This window comes from Micromonospora wenchangensis (assembly GCF_002210435.1).
In the GTDB taxonomy this organism is placed as follows: domain Bacteria; phylum Actinomycetota; class Actinomycetes; order Mycobacteriales; family Micromonosporaceae; genus Micromonospora; species Micromonospora wenchangensis.
The window spans coordinates 1-18489 of record NZ_MZMV01000018.1; the positions used below are offsets into that span (position 1 = coordinate 1).

At 73.9% G+C, this 18489-nt stretch carries 17 protein-coding genes; 14 read left to right on the plus strand and 3 right to left on the minus strand.

The genetic code is table 11. The annotated features are described in order from the left end of the window. The first annotated feature begins 4 nt into the window (after positions 1–4). From B5D80_RS12965 to B5D80_RS12995, 7 genes are all read left to right on the plus strand, one after another. Positions 5–1387 carry a flavin monoamine oxidase family protein gene (locus B5D80_RS12965; protein ID WP_245854525.1) on the plus strand — a complete coding sequence of 461 codons (1383 nt, stop codon included), beginning with the start codon at positions 5–7 and terminating at the stop codon, positions 1385–1387. A gap of 149 nt (positions 1388–1536) precedes the next feature. Then, positions 1537–2268, plus strand: coding sequence for a lysozyme (locus tag B5D80_RS12970; RefSeq protein WP_088644105.1), 732 nt, complete (start codon positions 1537–1539; stop codon positions 2266–2268). Positions 2269–2303: 35 nt separating this feature from the next. Then, positions 2304–3008, plus strand: a complete 705-nt coding sequence (locus tag B5D80_RS12975; RefSeq protein WP_088644106.1) for a peptidoglycan recognition protein family protein — start codon at positions 2304–2306, stop codon at positions 3006–3008. A 36-nt stretch (positions 3009–3044) separates the two neighbouring features. Further along, complete coding sequence (locus B5D80_RS12980) at positions 3045–3416, plus strand: ArsR/SmtB family transcription factor (protein ID WP_088644107.1); 372 nt, start codon at positions 3045–3047, stop codon at positions 3414–3416. After that, the gene (locus B5D80_RS12985) at positions 3413–4054 is read left to right on the plus strand and encodes an SRPBCC family protein (RefSeq protein WP_088644108.1); all 642 of its coding nucleotides are present in this window, start codon (positions 3413–3415) and stop codon (positions 4052–4054) included. Before B5D80_RS12980 ends, B5D80_RS12985 begins: the two co-directional genes overlap by 4 nt. A 79-nt stretch (positions 4055–4133) precedes the next feature. After that, on the plus strand, positions 4134–4736 hold the full coding sequence (locus tag B5D80_RS12990) for a riboflavin biosynthesis intermediates N-glycosidase (protein WP_211291474.1): 603 nt from the start codon (positions 4134–4136) through the stop codon (positions 4734–4736). Positions 4737–4770: 34 nt separating this feature from the next. After that, the gene (locus B5D80_RS12995) at positions 4771–5280 is read left to right on the plus strand and encodes an NUDIX domain-containing protein (RefSeq protein WP_088644109.1); all 510 of its coding nucleotides are present in this window, start codon (positions 4771–4773) and stop codon (positions 5278–5280) included. Between the two features lie 47 nt (positions 5281–5327). Here the strand turns inward: B5D80_RS12995 and B5D80_RS13000 are convergent, their stop codons facing one another. Continuing rightward, positions 5328–6488 carry an LLM class flavin-dependent oxidoreductase gene (locus B5D80_RS13000; protein ID WP_088644110.1) on the minus strand — a complete coding sequence of 387 codons (1161 nt, stop codon included), beginning with the start codon at positions 6486–6488 and terminating at the stop codon, positions 5328–5330. 129 nt (positions 6489–6617) lie between these two features. Here B5D80_RS13000 and B5D80_RS13005 point away from each other — a divergent pair, with 129 nt between their 5' ends. The 6 genes from B5D80_RS13005 (at position 6618) to B5D80_RS13030 (ending at position 12672) form a co-directional block, all read left to right on the plus strand. Continuing rightward, a complete protein-coding gene (locus B5D80_RS13005; protein WP_088644111.1) occupies positions 6618–7589 on the plus strand; it encodes an aliphatic sulfonate ABC transporter substrate-binding protein in 972 nt (323 codons plus the stop codon). Then, a complete protein-coding gene (locus B5D80_RS13010; protein ID WP_088644112.1) occupies positions 7586–8419 on the plus strand; it encodes an ABC transporter permease in 834 nt (277 codons plus the stop codon). Before B5D80_RS13005 ends, B5D80_RS13010 begins: the two co-directional genes overlap by 4 nt. Then, positions 8392–9237: an ABC transporter ATP-binding protein gene (locus B5D80_RS13015; protein WP_088644113.1), complete on the plus strand. Its 846-nt coding sequence runs from the start codon at positions 8392–8394 to the stop codon at positions 9235–9237. Before B5D80_RS13010 ends, B5D80_RS13015 begins: the two co-directional genes overlap by 28 nt. 13 nt (positions 9238–9250) lie before the next feature. Continuing rightward, positions 9251–10669, plus strand: coding sequence for a selenium-binding family protein (locus B5D80_RS13020; protein ID WP_088644114.1), 1419 nt, complete (start codon positions 9251–9253; stop codon positions 10667–10669). Further along, on the plus strand, positions 10666–11298 hold the full coding sequence (locus B5D80_RS13025) for a hypothetical protein (RefSeq protein ID WP_088644115.1): 633 nt from the start codon (positions 10666–10668) through the stop codon (positions 11296–11298). The genes B5D80_RS13020 and B5D80_RS13025 overlap by 4 nt, the downstream gene beginning before the upstream one ends. Positions 11299–11397: 99 nt before the next feature. Continuing rightward, positions 11398–12672, plus strand: coding sequence for a molybdopterin-dependent oxidoreductase (locus B5D80_RS13030; protein WP_211291475.1), 1275 nt, complete (start codon positions 11398–11400; stop codon positions 12670–12672). Positions 12673–12763: 91 nt separating this feature from the next. Here B5D80_RS13030 and B5D80_RS13035 read toward each other — a convergent pair whose 3' ends face one another. Then, positions 12764–14224 (minus strand): glycoside hydrolase family 10 protein, encoded by a 1461-nt coding sequence (locus B5D80_RS13035; RefSeq protein WP_088644117.1) that lies wholly within the window; start codon positions 14222–14224, stop codon positions 12764–12766. Positions 14225–14580: 356 nt separating this feature from the next. Further along, the gene (locus tag B5D80_RS13040) at positions 14581–16533 is read right to left on the minus strand and encodes an ABC transporter ATP-binding protein (RefSeq protein WP_088644118.1); all 1953 of its coding nucleotides are present in this window, start codon (positions 16531–16533) and stop codon (positions 14581–14583) included. A gap of 234 nt (positions 16534–16767) precedes the next feature. Here B5D80_RS13040 and pgi point away from each other — a divergent pair, with 234 nt between their 5' ends. Beyond that, positions 16768–18405 carry a glucose-6-phosphate isomerase gene (pgi, locus tag B5D80_RS13045; RefSeq protein WP_088644194.1) on the plus strand — a complete coding sequence of 546 codons (1638 nt, stop codon included), beginning with the start codon at positions 16768–16770 and terminating at the stop codon, positions 18403–18405. Positions 18406–18489 lie beyond the last annotated feature (84 nt).

Sequence of the window (18489 nt, forward strand, 5' to 3'; positions counted from 1 at the left end):
TGGGCTGGGCTGGGCTGGGCTGGGCTGGGCTGGGCGTAGCGGGTCGGGGGCGGGGTATGCGCGGTGGGTGCGGGTGGTGGTGGTCGGTGCGGGGTTCTCCGGGCTCGCCGCGGCGGCGGCGTTGTGCCGGGGCGGGGCGCGGGTGCTGGTGCTGGAGGCCCGGGAACGGGTCGGGGGGCGGGTGGCGACCCGGCGGTTGGCCGACGGCACCGCGCTGGACCTGGGCGCGCAGTGGATCGACCCGACCCAGGACCGGATGGCCGCCCTGGTGGCCGAGCACGGGCTGACCACGTTCCCGTCGGCCGCGCACGGGCGGCCGGCGGTGCGCTGGGACGGGCGCTTGCGGGAGACGCCGCCGGAGTCGGTCCGGCAGACGGTCAACCTGCTCGACGACCTCGCCGCCGGGGTGGACCCGGCGGCGCCGTGGCGGGCGGCGCGGGCCGACGAGTGGGACCGGCTCACCCTCGGCGGCTGGTTGAGCACCACTGCACCCGATCCGGTGACCGCCCGGTACGTCGGTCGGCTGATCGCCGGCGGGTTGCTGGCGGTCGACCCGGACGAGGTGTCGCTGTTGCAGGTGCTGTTCTACCTGCGCAGCGGCGGCGGGAGCGGGTCGCTGCTGGGGATGGCCGGGGGCGCCCAGCAGGATCGGCTGGTGGGTGGGCCGGCCCTGCTGGCGGAGCGGATGGCGGCGGCGCTGCCGTCGGGGACGGTACGGTCCGGGGCACCGGTGCGGGCGGTCCACCAGGACGGTCACGGGGTGGTGGCGCACACCGACGAGGGGGCGTACCGGGCGGAGGCCGTGGTGGTGGCGGTGGCCCCGGCGCTGGCGGGCCGGATCGCGTACGCACCGGCGCTGCCGGCCCTGCGTGACGCGCTGACCCAGCGGATGCCGATGGGGTCGGCGTTGAAACTGCACGCGGTCTACCCGACGCCGTTCTGGCGGGCCGACGGGTGGTCCGGGGTGACCACGTCGGCCGACGGGCCGTTGACCGAGACGGTGGAGAACTCGACGCCGGGTTCGACCCGCGCAGTGCTGACCGCGTTCAGCTACGGCCGGCAGGCCCGGGACCTGCGCCGACTGTCCCCGGGGCGGCGACGGGCCGAGGTGCTGGCCGCGCTGGTGGAGCTGGTCGGTCCGGCCGCCGCCGGGCCCGACGACCTCGTCGAACACGACTGGTCGGCCGACGAGTGGACCCGGGGCTGCTTCTGCGGGGCGCTGACCCCCGGTTCGTGGCGGGACCACGGTCCCGAGTTGCGCCGGCCGGTGGGGAGGGTGCACTGGGCGGGCACCGAAACGGCGACCCGGTGGGCCGGTTACCTGGAGGGCGCGGTGCTGGCCGGCGAGCGAGCGGCGGCCGAGGTCCTGGCCCGTCCCACCGCCTGACGACACCGGACACCGGCACCGGCACAGGCACCCATAGATAGATAATCTTGATTCTATCTATTGAAAACTATCTCCGGTCGTGACCTAATACCTGACAGTTCCTTTCGTCGCTCCCGCCGCAACCACGCGGCTTCCCCCAGGGAGGAAAGATGAACCGTCTCCGTACACTCACGGGCACGCTGCTGGCGACCGCCACCATGGTCGCCGCCACCCTCGGCGTCGTCACCCCGGCCGCCGCCGCCCCGGCCGGCCTGCCCGGCATGGACGTCTCCAGCTACCAGGGCAACGTCAACTGGTCCGCCGCCTGGAACAACGGCGCCCGGTTCGCCTACGTGAAGGCCACCGAGGGCACGTACTACACGAACCCGTACTTCGCCCAGCAGTACAACGGGTCGTACAACGTCGGGATGATCCGGGGTTCGTACCACTTCGCCCGGCCGGACACCACGACCGGCGCGACCCAGGCCAACTACTTCGTCGACCACGGCGGCGGCTGGTCGAAGGACGGCCGGACGCTGCCCGGCGCGCTCGACATCGAGTACAACCCGTACGGCGCGACCTGCTACGGGCTGAGCCAGAGCGCGATGCGCACCTGGATCGCCTCCTTCGTCAACCAGTACTACGCCCGCACCGGGCGCTGGGCGACGATCTACACCACCACCGACTGGTGGACCACCTGCACCGGCAACTACAGCGGCTTCGCCGCCACCAACCCGCTCTGGCTCGCCCGGTACGCCGGCACGGTGGGCACGCTGCCGGCCGGCTGGGCCACGTACTCCTTCTGGCAGTGGGCGTCGTCGGGCACCTTCCCGGGCGACCAGAACGTGTGGAACGGCACCCTCGACCGGCTCCGGGTGCTGGCCTGCAACGGCCCGTGCTGACCCCGCCCACCCCCGGAGCACCCGAGGAGCCCGCCATGTCCGTACCCGTGTCCCGGCGCAGCGTGCTGCGCGGCGCGGTCCTGCTCGGCACCGCCGGGGCGCTCGCGCCGGCCCTGCCCGGTGGACCCGCCGCCGTCGCCGCCCCACCGACCACCGGCAGCACCCCGGCCACCGCCGCCGCCCTCGGCCGCGTCGACCAGCCGGTGATCGCCAACTGTGCCACCTGGGGGGCCCGGCCTCCGTCGTCGCCGGTGAGCGTGGTCCCGAGCCGACCCAACAAGATCATCGTGCACCACACGGCGTTCCCGAACTCGACCGACTACAGCCTGGCCCACGCGTACGCCAACTCGCGGGAGATCCAGGACCTGCACATGGACGGCAACGGCTGGCTCGACTCCGGGCAGCACTTCACCAACAGCCGGGGCGGCCAGCTCACCGAGGGTCGGCACGGCAGCCTGTACGCGTTGCTGCACGGCCAGACGATGGTGCAGGGCGCGCACTGCGTGGGGCAGAACAGCCAGGCCATCGGCATCGAGAACGACGGGATCTACGTCGACGTGCAGCCGCCGCAGGCGCTCTGGGACAGCCTGGTGGTGTTCTGCGCGTTCACCTGCCAGCAGTACGGCATCCCGGCCAGCCAGATCTACGGCCACAAGGACTTCGCCAGCACCCAGTGCCCGGGGCTGCTGCACGACCGGCTGCCCGAGCTGCGGTCGGCCGTCGCCGCTCGACTTGGTTGATTGCTTATATAAGCGATGCCTGATACAAAGGGGACCGTGCACGCCTTCGACGTCCTCGGCGACCCGGTGCGCCGGCGCATCCTCGAACTGCTCGCGCAGGGCGAGCGGAGCGCCGGCGGGGTCTGCGCGGTGATCCAGGAGGAGTTCGGGATCACCCAGCCCGCCGTCTCGCAGCACCTCAAGGTGCTGCGGGACAACGGGTTCGCCACGGTCCGCCCGCAGGGCGCCCGTCGGCTCTACGCGGTCGATCCCGCCCCGTTGCGGGAGGTCGACAGGTGGTTGGAGGGGTTCCGCCGGTTCTGGACGCCGGCCCTGGACGCCCTGGCCACCGAGATCGCCCGGGGTCGGCGCGAACGGCGGACGCACACCACGACGGACGACCCGACCGAGCACCGGAGCACCTCATGATCGAGACCAGCCAGCAGATCAGCGCCGTACGACGCACCGTGGGCAGCCGCACCCTCGAAGCGGGTGAGGCGCGCGTGCTGACCATCAGCCAGACGTACCCGACGACGCTTGACGACCTCTGGGACGCCTGCACCAACGCCGAGCGCATCCCGCGCTGGTTCCTGCCGATCTCAGGCGACCTGCGGCTGCACGGCCGCTACCAGTTCGAGGGCAACGCCGGGGGCGTGGTGCAGCGCTGCGACCCGCCGAAGGGCTTCGCCGCCACCTGGGAGATGGGCGACGAGATCAGCTGGATCGAGGTCCGCCTGACCCCGGAGGGCGACGAGCGGACCCGGTTCACCCTGGAGCACGTCGCCCACGTCGACGACGTCCGGTGGACCGAGTACGGCCCCGGCGCGGTCGGCGTCGGCTGGGACTCCGGCCTGCTCGGCCTGGCCAGCCACCTCGACGCCGACGGTGGGGGCGTCACCCCCGACGGGGCCGCCGCGTGGATCGGCTCGGCGGACGGGCGACGGTTCATGACGCTCAGCGGCGAGGCGTGGGCCGAGGCCGACATCGCCGGCGGCACCGAACCGCAGGCCGCCCGGGCCGCCGCCGCCCGCACCATCGCCGCGTACACCGGCGCGCCGCCGGCCTGACGGTACGGGTCGCGCCGGGTCGCCGGCCCGGCGCAAACCCGGGTGCGTGCTGTCGGTGCCGGCGGTCAGACTGGACGGCATGTCGATGCGCCGCGCCGAAGACGTCCTCGCCCTGCACCGCGCCGGGCAGCGGGTGCGCTACCTCTGCTTCTGGGGGCACCGGCCGCAGCGGGACGGCAGCGTGGGCCGCAGCTGCCTGAGCCAGTGGTGGCCGGCGTCGTTCACCGTCGACGGGCGGCACTTCCCCACCGCCGAGCACTGGATGATGTGGCGCAAGGCGCTGCTGTTCGACGACGCCGGGGCCGGGGAGCGGGTGCTCGCCGCCGGCCACCCGCAGCAGGCCAAGGCGGTCGGCCGCGAGGTCCGCAGGTTCGACCAGGCGGTGTGGGAGGCCGAGCGGTACGCCGTCGTGCTGGCCGGCAGCCTGGCCAAGTTCGGCCAGCACGCCGACCTGCGGGCGTACCTGCTGGGCACCGGGGACCGGGTGCTGGTGGAGGCGAGCCCGGTCGACCGGGTGTGGGGGGTCGGGCTGGCCCCCGACGACCCGCGCGCCGAGGACCCGGCCCGCTGGCGTGGGCTCAACCTGCTCGGTTTCGCCCTGATGGAGGCCCGCGAGATCCTGCGCGACGACCGGCCGACCGGCACCGGGCGGCCCGCCGGGCCGACGGCGGACCTGCCCTGAACGGGGTCGCCCGGGGGCGGTAACGTGCGGCGGCATGACCGTCCTGCCGTACGCGCACTGTCACTACTGCGGGGCGGCCTATCCGCCGGACGCCGGCTGGCCCCGGCTCTGCGCGGCCTGCGGCCAGACGGTGTGGCGCAACCCGACGCCGGTCGCGGTGGCGCTGCTGCCGGTGCGGACCGACGCCGGGCTCGGCCTGGTGGTGGTACGCCGGGACATCGAGCCGGCCCGGGGCCAGCTCGCCCTGCCCGGCGGCTTCGTCGAGTACGGCGAGGAGTGGTCCGAGGCGCTGGTGCGGGAGCTGCGTGAGGAGACGGGGCTGGTCGACGAGGCGCAGCGGGCCCGGCTGTTCGCGGTGCACGGCGCTCCGCACGGCGGCACCATGATGGTCTTCGGCGCGCTGCCGGAGCGGCCGGCCGCGCAGCTCCCCCCGTCGACGCTGACGGAGGAGGCCACCGAGTGGCTGGTCCTCACCGAGCCGGTCGAGCTGGCCTTCTCCACCCACACCCGGGTGCTGGCCGACTTCCTCGCCGGCCGGCACTGACCCCACCGCGCCCGGCGGACCGGCCGCAGGTGCCGGGCCCGCCGTGGTCAGACCCGGGCGGGTTGCGGGGCGAACGGGACGCTCGGCGTCGGGTCGGGGGCCGGCTCACCGGCCGGGTGCCGCCACAGCCCCCGGGCCCGCAGGATCGGCAGCACCCCCTCGCCGAACCAGTACGCCTCCTCCAGGTGCGGGTGGCCGGAGAGGATGAACTCGTCGATGCCGAGCGCGTGGTACTCGGCGATCCGGTCGGCGACCTCGGTGTGGCTGCCCACCAGGGCGGTGCCGGCCCCGCCCCGGACCAGACCCACCCCGGCCCAGAGGTTCGGGGCGACCTCCAGCCCGTCGCGGCTGCCACCGTGCAGGGCCAGCATCCGGCGCTGCCCCTCGGACTCGCTGCGCCGCAGCCCGTCCTGGGCGGCCCGGATGTCGGCCTCGTCGATGCCGTCGAGCAGCCGGCCGGCCTGCGCCCAGGCCGCCTCGGCGGTGTCCCGGGCGATGACGTGCAGCCGGATGCCGAACCGCGGCGACCGGCCGGAGTCGGCGGCGAGGGCGCGGATCCGGTCGAGTTTGCCGGCCACCTGGGCGGGCGGCTCGCCCCAGGTCAGGTAGACGTCGGCGTGCCGGGCGGCGACCGGGCCGGCGGCGGTGGACGAGCCGCCGAAGTAGACCGGCGGCACCGGGTCGGGCAGCCGGGCCAGCCGGGCGTCCTCGACGCGCAGGTGTTCCCCGGCGTGGTCGACGGTCTCGCCCCGCCACAGTGACCGCACGACGTGCAGGAACTCGTCGGTGCGGGCGTACCGGGCGTCCTTGTCGAGGAAGTCGCCGTAGGCGCGCTGCTCGGCGGACTCCCCGCCGGTGACCACGTTGAGCAGCAGCCGGCCGCCGGTCAGCCGCTGGAAGGTGGCGGCCATCTGGGCGGCGAGGGTGGGTGAGAGCAGCCCGGGGCGGAACGCGACCAGGAACTTCAGCCGTTCGGTGACCTCGGCCAGCATGGCGGTGGCCAGCCACGCGTCCTCGCACCACGCCCCGGTCGGGGTGAGCGCGCCGACGAAGCCGAGCTGCTCGGCGCTGCGGGCGATCTGCCCGAGGTAGGCGACGGTGGCGGGGCGCGCCCCACCGGCGGTGCCGACCGCGACGCCGTGGCCGCCGCCGACGATGTCGCGGCTGTCGCCGTAGGTGGGCAGGAACCAGTGGAAGGTCAGCGACATCGGGGGTCCTCCTGATGGATGGGACGACGACCACGACAGGCTACCCATAAATCCTATCGGCTTGGTAGGTTACTGCCCGCCGCCGACCTCCGGCGTCGCGAGCACACCGTCCACTCCCGAGGAGCCGACATGCCCACCCCGCCGAGGAGCCTGCGCCGGCTGGCCACCGCCCTGTTCACCGCCCTGTCCCTGGTCGCCGTCGGCGGGGTCACCGGCTGCGCCGACGACGCCGCCGACGCACAGGCCGGCAAGGGCCCGCTACGCATCGGCTACCAACGCTTCGGCGGGCTGAGCCTGGTCAAGGCCCGCAACGCCGCCCCCGACGCGCAGTGGTCGCTGTTCGAGAGCGGCCCGGCCCTGACCGAGGCGCTCAAGGCCGGCGCGATCGACATCGGGCAGGTCGGCGAGGCACCCCCGGTATTCGCCGCCGCCGCGAGGATCCCCTTCTCGGTGATCGGCACCTCGGCCCCGGTCCCGCAGGGCGAGGCGGTGCTGGTCAAGCAGAGCAGCGGCCTGAAGACCTTCGCCGACCTGCGCGGCCGGACGGTGGCGCTGAACAAGGGCAGCAACGTGCACTGGCTGCTGGTCCGGCTGCTGGCGGCGAACAACATGACGCTCAAGGACATCAACGTCAGGTACCTCAAGCCGGCCGAGGGACGGCCGGCGTTCGACAACGGCCAGGTCGACGCCTGGATCATCTGGGACCCGTACTTCGCCCTCGCCGAGCAGCCCGGGGTGCGGGTGCTCGCCGACGCCACCGGCCTGGCCAGCAACCGGGAGTACGTGCTGGCCTCCCCCGAGGTGGTCCGGGACCGCACCGACGACGTCCGCGCCTTCCTCACCACGTACCGGAAGGTCACCGACTGGGGCATCGCCAACCCGGCCGAACGCGCCACCGTGCTCGCCCCCGAGCTGAAGATCCCGCTGGACGTCACCACCCGGGCGCTGGCCCGCAGCGCCCGCCCGCTGGCCCCGGTCACCCCCGCCGTCGGCGTCGAACTCCAGGCCATCGCGGACGGCTTCACCACCCTCGACCTCGTCCCCGGCCCGGTCGACATCGCCGGTCGGGTGGACGACCGGTTCAGCGCGGTGTTCCAGTGAGCACCACCGTGGTGGTCACCGCGTCACCGGCCGCCGTTCCGGCCCCACCCGACGCCGGCCCGCGCCGTCGGGCCGGGCGGCGCTGGTGGCGACTGGTCAGCCCGGTCCTGCTCGTCGCCGGGTGGGAGGCCGCCGCGCGCGCCGGGCTGCTCGCCGAGGACAAGCTGCCCGCACCGAGCCGGGTGCTCACCACCGGCGTACGGCTGGCCGGCGACGGCACCCTCGGCGTCCACCTGCTCGACTCGCTCACCCGGGCCGGCATCGGGCTGCTGCTCGGCGGCGTGCTGGCGCTGGTGCTCGGTGCCGCCGCCGGCCTGCTCCGGATCGGTGACGACCTGGTCGACCCGCCGGTGCAGATGGCCCGGATGCTGCCCCACCTGGGGCTCGTCCCGCTGCTGATCATCTGGGTGGGGATCGGCGAGTCGTTGAAGATCACTCTGGTCGCGCTCGGGGTGTTCTTCCCGATCTACTTCAACACCTACGCCGGCATCCGGGACATCGACGAACGGCTCGTCGAGGCGGCCCGCACCTGTGGCCTGGGGCCGGCCGCGCGGCTGCGGCACGTGGTGCTACCCGGCGCGTTGCCGTCGCTGTTCCTCGGGCTGCGGTTGGCGATCGGGGCGGCCTGGCTCAGCCTCGTCGTCGGCGAGCAGGTCAACGCCCAGACCGGCGTCGGTTTCCTGATGATGGAGGCCCGCGAGTTCAGCCAGACCGACGTGGTGGTGCTCGGCCTGGTCATCTACGCGCTGCTCGGGCTGCTGTCCGACCTCGCCCTGCGGATGCTGGAAAGGAGGACCCTGACATGGCGACGCGGCCTGCGCGCGACCTGACCGGCGGGGTGGACGACCCCGCAGGCGCGACGACCGGCGCGGAGGACCCGGTCAGGCAGACCGGCCCGGCAGGTACGGCGACCGGCCCAGCCGGCGCGGCGGCGGTGCTCACCGCCCGCGCGGTACGGCGGGCCTTCGACGGCCGGCCGGTGCTCGCCGGGGTCGACCTGACCATCGCCGCCGGTGAGGTGGTGGCGCTGCTCGGCGGCAGCGGCTCCGGCAAGAGCACGCTGCTGCGGGTCCTCGCCGGCCTGGACGCCGACGCCACCGGCGAGACCCGGTTGCGCGGCACCGCCGCCGTGGTCTTCCAGGAGCACCGGCTGCTGCCCTGGAAACGGGTCGGCGACAACGTCGCGCTGGGACTGACCGGTCCCGACGTGCGCGCCCGGGTGGACCGGGCGCTGGCCGAGGTCGGCCTGGCCGACCGTCGCCGGGCCTGGCCGGCGGAACTGTCCGGCGGCCAGGCGCAGCGGGTCGCGGTGGCCCGCGCGCTCGTCCGCGAGCCGGACCTGCTGCTGCTCGACGAGCCGTTCGGGGCGCTCGACGCGCTGACCCGGCTGCGGATGCAGTCCCTGCTGCGCCGGCTGCGCGCCGAACACGGCTTCGCCGCCCTGCTGGTCACCCACGACGTCGAGGAGGCGCTGCTGCTCGCCGACCGCATCCTGCTGCTCGACGGGGGCGTCATCGCCGAGGAGATCCCCGTCGACCTCGGCCCCGCCGACCACCGCGCCGAGCGGCCCGCCCGCTCCCCCGACCAGCCCGGCTTCGGCGCGTTGCGTCGCCGGCTGCTCGACCGCCTCGGCGTACCCGCCGTCTGACCCCGGAGATGACATGACCCGCTGGACACCCGACCCGAGTTTCTACCCCTCCCCCCGCGAGGCGGCCACCGCGCCCGTCGAGAAGCTGGCCTACGTCGCGGCGTTCGACCGTACGGCGCAGCGGCCCGACGCGATCGTCGTGCTCGACACCGACCCGGAGTCCGCCGACTACGGCCGGGTCGTCGGCTGGACGGACCTGCCGCACACCGGCGACGAGCTGCACCACTTCGGCTGGAACGCGTGCAGCAGCGCGCTCTGCCCGACCGCGCCGCACCCGCACGTCGAGCGGCGCTACCTGATCGTGCCGGGGCTGCGGTCGTCGCGCATCCACGTGTTCGACACCCGGCCCGACCCGCGCGCCCCGCAACTGGTGAAGGTGGTCGGCGCGCAGGAACTGGCCGAGAAGTCCGGCTACTCCCGCCCGCACACCGTGCACTGCGGCCCCGACGGCATCTACCTGTCGGCGCTCGGCGGCGTCGACGGCGCCGAGGGTCCGGGCGGCATCGCCGTGCTCGACCACACCACCTTCGCCGTCCGGGGAGCCTGGGAGGCCGACCGGGGCCCGCAGTTCCTGGCGTACGACGTGTGGTGGCACCTCACCCAGGACGTGCTGGTCACCAGCGAGTGGGGCACCCCGTCGATGATCGAGGACGGCATCGTCGGCGAGCTGCTGCTGGGGCGGAAGTACGGCCACGCGATCCACTTCTGGGACCTCGCCAAGCGCCGGCACGTGCAGCGGGTAGACCTCGGCGACCAGTACCAGATGCCGCTGGAGCTGCGCCCCGCGCACGACCCGACCCGGTCCTACGGCTTCGTCGGAGTGGTGATCAGCGTCGAGGACCTGTCGGCGTCGGTCTGGTTGTGGCACCGCGACGGCGACGGCGCGGACGCCGGGTGGGCGGTGACCAGGGTGATCGACATCCCCGCCGAGCCGGCCGACCCGGCGGACCTGCCCGACCTGCTCAAGCCGTTCGGGGCGGTGCCCCCGCTGGTCACCGACATCGACCTGTCGGTGGACGACAGGTTCCTCTACGTCTCCTGCTGGGGCACCGGCGAGCTGCGCCGGTACGACGTCAGCGACCCGTTCCACCCGGTGCTGGTCGGCTCGGTGCGGCTCGGCGGCATCGTGGCCCGCGCCGCCCACCCGGCCGCCCCGGACGAGCCGCTCGCCGGCGGCCCGCAGATGGTGGAGGTCAGCCGGGACGGCCGGCGGGTCTACGTCAGCAACTCGCTCTACGGCTCCTGGGACGACCAGTTCTACCCCGACGGGGTGGGCGCCTGGCTGGCCAAGCTGGACGTCGACCCGGAACACGGCGGGCTCACCCCGGACGAGCGGTTCTTCCCGCACGGCGAGCAGTTCCGGGGGCTGCGGGTGCACCAGACCCGGTTGCAGGGCGGCGACGCCAGCTCCGACTCGTACTGCTTCCCGTGACCGGGCGGACCCTGCTGGCGGTGGCGGCGCTCGGCGCGTTCCACGGGCTGAACCCGGCGATGGGGTGGCTGTTCGCGGTCGCCCGGGGGTTGCAGGAGCGTCGCCGGGCGGCGCTGCTGGCCGCGCTGCCTCCGGTCGCGGCGGGTCACCTGGCCTCGGTGGCGGTGGTCGCCGCGCTGGTCACCGCCACCCGCTCGGTCACCACCAGCACCACGCTCACGGTGACCGGCGGGGCGGTGCTGGTCGGGTTCGGGCTGTGGCGGCTGTTGTCGCGGCGGCACTTCCGCTGGGCCGGGATGCGGCTGTCGACGGCACAGGTCGCCGGCTGGTCGTTCCTGATGTCGTCGGCGCACGGCGCCGGGTTGATGCTGCTGCCGGTGCTGCTGGCCGACCCGCCGGCCGGGGGTCACGCCGGGCACCTGGCGGCGACACCGGCCGGCGCGCTCACCGGACTGCTCGCGGCCGGGGTGCACACCGTGGCGATGCTGGCCGTCGCGCTGACCGTCGCGGTGGTGGTGTACGGGGTGCTGGGGGTCGGGGTGCTACGCCGGGTCTGGTTCAACGTGGACCGGCTGTGGGCCGGGGTGCTGGTCGCGGCGGGGGTGGTGACGCTGGCCGCCGCGATCTGACCGAATGGCCCCGACCGTGGTCGACCAGTGGTCCTGCCCGGCGGGTAACTCCTACTGATTCAATAGGAGTTACCCGCCGCCGAGCCGAAGGAGCCCCCGGTGTCCACCGTTGTGTCGTACGACGAGGCAGACCACGACGCCCGCCGGGCCCGGCAGTGGCTGGCCGGCCAGGCCCGGGACCCCGGGGTGTCCCGCACCGAGCTGATCGCCCTGGGCACGGCGATGAGCGCCCTCGCCGCCGCCGACGGACGGGAGCCGGTCGCGCTCGCCGCCGAGCCGGTCGGGGTGGACCCGGGCATCGTCAAGCCGCTCGACCCCGAGCTGCTCACCCCGCTGGACGGCAACGCCGAGCTGCGCTGGGAGGCGATGGCCGGGCAGGGGTACGTGGTGCCGAACGACAGGTTCTTCGTGCGCAACCACACCCACACCCCGCGCATCGACGCCGGCACCTGGCGGCTGCGGCTGTACGGCGACGGCCTGCGCGGCGGGCCGACCCGCGACGCCCCGGTCGAGTTCGACTACGCCACCCTGCGCGCGCTGCCCGCCGTCGAACTGCCCGCCCTGGTGGAGTGCGCCGGCAACGGGCGGCACTTCTTCGCCAGCCAGCAGGACACCCCGGTCTCCGGGGTGCAGTGGCGGCTCGGGGGCGTCGGGGTGGCCCGGTGGCGGGGGGTGCCCCTGGCCACCGTCCTGCGGCACGCCGGGTTGACCGCCGACGCGGTGGACGTGATGCCGGAGGGCCTGGACCCGCCGTACGTCACCGGGGGTGTCGACCTCGGCCGGGTCCGCCGTCCGCTGCCGGTCGGCAAGGCCCTCGACGACGTGCTGCTGGCGTACGAGATGAACGGGGTGCCGCTGCCGGCGGACCACGGCTTCCCGGTCCGGGTGGTGGTGCCCGGCTGGATCGGCATCTCCTCGATCAAGTGGGTCGGCGCGATCGAGGTCTCCACCACCCCGCTGTTCTCGCCGTGGAACACCAGCCTCTACCGGATGTTCGGTCCCGGCCAGCCGGCCGACGGTGGGCCGGCCGACACGCAGTCGGTCAAGAGCGCGTTCGAGCTGCCCTGGGACGCCCGGCTGACCGCCGGCGTCGAGACCACCCTGACCGGCCGGTCCTGGTCCGGGGCCGGCCCGATCGACCGGGTCGAGGTCGACACGGGCGACGGGTGGCGACCGGCCACCCTGGTCGGGGCGGACCGGGGCGGTCCCTGGCAGCGGTGGTCGACGCGATGGTGTCCGCCGGCCGCCGGCCGGTGGACGCTGCGGGCCCGCGCGGTGGACGTGACCGGCCGCGGCCAGCCCGACCGGGCCGGGGTCAACGACCTCGGGTACCTCTTCGACGGGGTGGTCCGGCATCCGGTGACGGCGGTCTGACCGGGGTGTCGGCCGCCCGGGTGCGGCGGGCGGCCGGACCACCCCGGCGCGACGGTCGCCGCCGCCGCGCCGGGGTGGGGTCGGTGTCCGGTCAGGCGCGGGCGCAGGTCGCCGTGCCGGTGGGACCGTTGCCGGTGCCCTGGAAACCGAACTCGGTGCTGGCCCCCGCACCGACGGTGCTGTTGTAGCTGACGTTGCGGAAGCTGACGTCACCGGAGCTGCCGGTGGTCTGCGCGCTCCACGCGTTGGTGACGGTGGCCCCGGACGGCAGGGTCAGGTTGACCACCCACCCGTTGAGCCCGGCCGGGCCGGCGGTGACCCTGACGGTGGCCACGAAACCGCCGGGCCAGGAGTTCAACGACACCGACGCGGTGCAGTCGCCGTCACCGGCCGGCGGGGTCGTCGTCGGCGGCGGGGTGGTCGTGGGCGGCGGGGTCGTGGTGGGCGGCGGGGTCGTCGTGGGCGGCGGGGTGGTGGTCGGCGGCGGCGTGGTCGGCGGGACGGTGGTGCCGCCGGCGTTGAGCGCGTTCAGCGTGGAGGTGTACGCGGCCTTCTTGTTGCCGTTGCCGTCGAAGAGCAGCGGGGTGCCGCTGGCCCGCCAGGAGTCGGTGTCCCGGATGCCCCAGACGGTGATGCCGGTGCAGCGGGAGATCGCCAGGCAGGCCCTGACCACCCGGGAGTAGCTGTCGGCCTGGGAGCTGCCGGAGCCCTCGATGTCCAGCTCGGTGATCTGCACCTCGACGCCGAGGTTGACGAAGCGCTGGAGGTTCGCCTGGTAGTCCGACGGCACCGGGGACTGGCTGTTGAAGTGCGACTGGAAGCCGACGCAGTCGATCGGCACGCCCCGGGCCTTGAAGTCCTGGACCATGGCGTACACGCCGTTGCTCTTCGCGTTCTGCCCGTCGGTGTTGTAGTCGTTGTAGCAGAGCTTCGCGCCCGGGTCGGCGGCCCGAGCGGCCCGGAACGCCGCCTCGATCCAGTCGTTGCCGGTGCGCTGCAGGTTCGAGTCACGACGCCCACCGCTGCCACCGTCGGCGAACGCCTCGTTCACCACGTCCCACGCGTAGATCTTGCCCCGGTAGTGGGTGGCGACCTGGGTGACGTGGTTGAGCATGGCGTTGCGCAGGGCGGTGCCGGACATGTTCTGCGCCCAGCCCGGCTGCTGCTGGTGCCAGGCCAGCGCGTGACCACGGACCCGCATCCCGTTGGCCTGGGCGTGGCTGACCAGCCGGTCGCCGCTGGTGTAGTTGAACTGGTTCTGGTTGGGCTCGGTGGCGTCCCACTTCATCTCGTTCTCGGCGGTCACCATGTTGAACTCGCGGTTCAGGATGCCGACGTAGACGGAGTCGGAGAGCTTGTTCACCGCCACCGCGGTGCCGAAGTAGCGGCCCGTCTCGGCGGCGGCGGCACCGAGGGTGGTGCCGGCGCTGGCGCTGGAGGCGAGGGCGACGGTGGTGCCGACGGCGACCACGCCGCTGGCGATCGAGACCAGGGCGGCACGCAGCCGCGCTGGTGTCCGACGCCCGCGGCCGCGGGCGGAGACATGGTTCATGGCAGACGCCTTTCCACGACGGTGAGGGGGTGCACCGCCCGACCTGTCGCCCGAGTGCGGTGACCGGCCCGGGGAGGCGGCATGGTCGCCCGGAGGCCACGCCAGCCTGTGCCGTCGCTCGACCGTCACCGCAGAGGTCGAGGGGTTACCCGGCTGACGCTATCGAAACATCTCCGAAAGTTCAACGAACGTCGATCCCCGATCGTCGCCGCGCATGGTGCGCCCACGGTCGGAAGGGCCCCGAACAGCACAGGCAGCACGGCTGGCAAGCGGGCCGGACCCGGCCTCGAAACCTTTCGACGACCTGCCGGCGACAGTGGCCGGCGGGAGTGGCCGGCGGCGTCGCCGGCCGCCGCTCAGTCGGTCGCCGCGAGGTAGCCGCTGGCCTGGAGGGCGAACAGTTCCCGGTACGGCCCGTCGGCGGCCATCAGCGTGTCGTGGTCGCCCTGCTGTACCAGCCGGCCACGGTCCATCACGAAGATCTGGTCGGCGTGCCGGACGTTGGCCAGCCGGTGGGTGATCAGTACGACCGTCCGGTCGGGCCGCCGCCGCAGGTGCTGGAACAGCGCGTGTTCGGCGCGGGCGTCGAGGGCCGCCGACGGCTCGTCGCAGATCAGCAGCCGGGCGTCCCGGTAGAGGCCCCGCGCGGCCACCAGCCGCTGCCACTGCCCGCCGGAGAGGTCGTGGCCGTTCTTGAACTCCCGGGCCAGCAGGGTGTCGTAGCCGAACGGCAACCCGGCGATCATGTCGTGCGCGGCGGCCGACCGGGCGGCGTCCTCGACGGTGGGCCCGGTCGCGTCCGGGGTCCGGTCGTACCGGCCGATGCGGATGTTCTGGGCGGCGGTGAACGGGAACTTCCACCACTCCTGGGTCATCACCGCCACCTGGGCGGCGGTCGACGCCGGGTCCAGCTCGGCGACGTCGACGCCGTCCCAGCGGATCACCCCGCCGGTGGGCCGGTAGAGACCGGCGATCAGCTTGGCCAGGGTGGTCTTGCCGGAGCCGTTCTCCCCGACCAGCGCGACCACCTCGCCCCGCCGGACGGTGAGGCTGACCTCGTCGACGGCCGGGGCGTCGGTGTCCGGGTAGCACAGGCTCACCCGGTCCAGCTCGATGGTGTCGAAACCGGTGGCGGGCCGGCCCGGCCCGGTGGCGGGCCGGCCCTCGGCGCGGTCGAGGAAGTCCCGGTAGTCCTGGTAGTAGAGGGCGTCCTCGTAGAGGTTGTTGGTGGCGAAGACGGCGAGGGCCAGGCTGCTGCGGGCGGACTGGAGGGCGAGCAGGGCGGTCGCCGCCGCGGCCAGCGCGACCAGGCCGGTGAGCAGCAGCCCACCGAGCACGGCGTACACCGCGAAGGCGGCGATCCCGCCGACGGACATCCCGACGGCCCGGGTCCGGCTCTGCGCACGGGCCAACCGCAGCAGCGCGGCCGTCTCGGCGCTCATCATCCGGCGGAACTCGGTGAGCAGGAAGTCGCGCATCTGGTAGGCCCGCACCTCGGCGGCGGTGTGCCGGTTGGCCATCAGGTTGGCCAGCATCCACATCCGGCGACGCCTGTTGATCCGGGCCAGCATGTCCAGGTACTGCCGGCGGGCCATCCTCACCGCGGTGACCGCCTCCGGCACCGCGGCGAGCAGCAGGCACGGCAGCAGCAGCGGCTGGATCACGGTCACCGCGGCGGCGGTGGCCAGCACGCCCACCACCCCGGTGATCAGGTTGACCGTGTGGTCGACGATGGACGCCGCCTCGGCCGTGCCCCGGTCGCGGACCCGGTCCATCTCCTCGGCGAAGCCGGCGTCGTCGAAGGCGGCCAGCTCGACCGCCGTGGTGGTCTCGAACAGCCGCAGCTCCACCGCGTAGGTGATCTGCGGGATGAGCCGGGCCTGAGCCCAGCCGGCGGTGACGGTCAGGGTGCCCTTGACGGCCACCGCCGCCGCGGCCAGCACCAGCGCGGGCAGGGCCGCCCGGACCCGGTCCGGCGTCGGGCCGGCGGCGAACAACTCCCGCAGCACGCCGGTGGTGGCGAGCAGGCCGAGGGTGGTCATCACCCCGGCGGCGAGGTTCAGGCCGATCGCGGCGAGGGTGTCGCGCCGGCTGGTGGCCCAGGCCAACGCGACGGCCTCGCGCACCAGCCGGGGCAGCCGACGGGCCACCGCGCGGAAGCTGGTGTGCGCGAACGCGGTGGCGTGGTGCATCCAGGCGCCGTCGGCCAGCTCCGGCAGGTCGAGGCCGGCATCGGCGGCGTCGGCGGCACCGGGCTCGGCGGGCTCGTCCGCGCCGGCCGCACGGCGGGGACCGGTCACCGTCGCCATGGTTCCTCCCGGGCCGAGAAGGGGCGGGGCACGGGCGAGCCTACTGTCAGCGACGAGGAACCGTCTCCCCGTGACGGCGTGTCGTACACCTGTCGCATTGGCGTGTCGCGGGGCACGTCGCGCCGCCCGCCGCGCCGGGTCGCGTCGCGTGGCCGCGCCCCGGGTGGCAGGCTGGACGCGAACCGTCGGCGGCACCACGCGCCGACGACCGTCGTGAAGGAGAAGATCGACCCGATGGCTGCGAGTGTGACCACCACCGACGAATGGCAGGCGCTGCGCAAGCACGCCGAGACGATGCGCGGCGCCCACCTGCGGGAGCTGTTCGCGGCCGACCGGCAACGGGGTGAGCGGCTCACCGGCGAGGTCGCCGACCTGCACGTCGACTACAGCAAGAACCTCGTCACCGACGAGACGGTCGGGCTGCTCACCGCGCTGGCCGCACGGGTCGGGTTGACCGACCGGATCGCCGCCATGTTCGCCGGGGAGCACATCAACTCCACCGAGGACCGGGCCGTGCTGCACACCGCGCTGCGGCTGCCGCGCGACGCCACGCTGACCGTGGACGGTCAGGACGTGGTCGCCGACGTGCACCGGGTGCTGGACCGGATGGCCGCGTTCAGCGAGCGGGTCCGCTCCGGGCAGTGGCGCGGGCACACCGGCGAGCGGATCAGCACGGTGGTCAACATCGGCATCGGCGGCTCCGACCTCGGGCCGGTGATGGCGTACGAGGCGCTCAAGGCGTACCGGGACGCGGGGATCGCCTGCCGGTTCGTCTCCAACATCGACCCGACCGACATCCACGACAAGACCCACGACCTCGACCCGGCGACCACCCTGTTCGTGGTGGTGTCGAAGACCTTCTCCACGCAGGAGACGCTGGCCAACGCCGAGCAGGCCAAGACCTGGCTGTTGTCGGGTCTGGACGCCGCCGACGACGCGGCGATCGCCAGGCACTTCGTGGCGGTGAGCACCAACGCGGGCCGGGTGGCCGACTTCGGCATCGACCCGGAGAACATGTTCGGCTTCTGGGACTGGGTGGGTGGCCGGTACTCGCTGCCGTCGGCGGTCGGGCTGTCGGTGATGCTGGCGGTCGGGCCGGACCGGTTCCGCGAGCTGCTGGCCGGCTACCACGCCGTCGACGAGCACTTCCGCACCGCGCCGGTGGAGCGGAACCTGCCGGCGCTGCTGGGGCTGATCAACGTGTGGTACGTCGACTTCCTCGGCGCGCAGACCCACGCGGTGCTGCCGTACTCGCAGTACCTGCACCGGTTCCCGGCGTACCTGCAACAGCTCACCATGGAGAGCAACGGCAAGTCGGTGACCCTGGACGGCACGCCGGTGGACCACCCGACCGGGGAGATCTTCTGGGGTGAGCCGGGCACCAACGGTCAGCACGCCTTCTACCAGCTCATCCACCAGGGCACCGTGCTGATCCCGGCGGACTTCATCGCGTTCAGCCAGCCCAACCACGACCTGGGCGAGATGCACGACCTGTTCATGTCGAACTTCTTCGCGCAGACCGCCGCGCTGGCCTTCGGCCGGACGAAGGAGCAGGTCGAGGCGGAGGGCACGCCCGCCGCGGTGGTGCCGCACCGGGTGATGCCGGGCAACCACCCGACCACCTCGATCATCGCGCCGAAGCTCACCCCGTCGACGCTGGGCCAGCTCATCGCGCTGTACGAGCACATCGTGTTCACCTGCGGCGCGGTCTGGGACATCAACCCGTTCGACCAGTGGGGGGTGGAGCTGGGCAAGGTGATGGCCAACCAGCTCGCCCCGAAGCTGACCGGGGACGCGCCGGACCTGGCCGACGTGGACTCCTCCACCGCCGCGCTGATCCGCCGCTACCGGCGGGAGCGCGGCCGGGCCTGAGGTCCGGACGGCCGCTGCCGGGCACCCCGGCGACGGTCACCGGTGAGGTCCGTCGGGACGGCGGCCGGGTCACCCGACCCGGCC

What these genes read in the sequence shown, in the direction of transcription:
- B5D80_RS13000 (WP_088644110.1), bottom strand. Translation starts at nt 6,488, where the DNA reads ATGTCGCTGACCTTCCACTGGTTCCTGCCCACCTACGGCGACAGCCGC.
- B5D80_RS13040 (WP_088644118.1), bottom strand. Translation starts at nt 16,533, where the DNA reads ATGGCGACGGTGACCGGTCCCCGCCGTGCGGCCGGCGCGGACGAGCCC.
- B5D80_RS12985 (WP_088644108.1), top strand. Translation starts at nt 3,413, where the DNA reads ATGATCGAGACCAGCCAGCAGATCAGCGCCGTACGACGCACCGTGGGC.
- B5D80_RS12995 (WP_088644109.1), top strand. Translation starts at nt 4,771, where the DNA reads ATGACCGTCCTGCCGTACGCGCACTGTCACTACTGCGGGGCGGCCTAT.
- B5D80_RS12990 (WP_211291474.1), top strand. Translation starts at nt 4,134, where the DNA reads ATGTCGATGCGCCGCGCCGAAGACGTCCTCGCCCTGCACCGCGCCGGG.
- B5D80_RS13035 (WP_088644117.1), bottom strand. Translation starts at nt 14,224, where the DNA reads ATGAACCATGTCTCCGCCCGCGGCCGCGGGCGTCGGACACCAGCGCGG.
- B5D80_RS12975 (WP_088644106.1), top strand. Translation starts at nt 2,304, where the DNA reads ATGTCCGTACCCGTGTCCCGGCGCAGCGTGCTGCGCGGCGCGGTCCTG.
- B5D80_RS13020 (WP_088644114.1), top strand. Translation starts at nt 9,251, where the DNA reads ATGACCCGCTGGACACCCGACCCGAGTTTCTACCCCTCCCCCCGCGAG.
- B5D80_RS13005 (WP_088644111.1), top strand. Translation starts at nt 6,618, where the DNA reads ATGCCCACCCCGCCGAGGAGCCTGCGCCGGCTGGCCACCGCCCTGTTC.
- B5D80_RS13015 (WP_088644113.1), top strand. Translation starts at nt 8,392, where the DNA reads ATGGCGACGCGGCCTGCGCGCGACCTGACCGGCGGGGTGGACGACCCC.
- pgi (WP_088644194.1), top strand. Translation starts at nt 16,768, where the DNA reads ATGGCTGCGAGTGTGACCACCACCGACGAATGGCAGGCGCTGCGCAAG.
- B5D80_RS12970 (WP_088644105.1), top strand. Translation starts at nt 1,537, where the DNA reads ATGAACCGTCTCCGTACACTCACGGGCACGCTGCTGGCGACCGCCACC.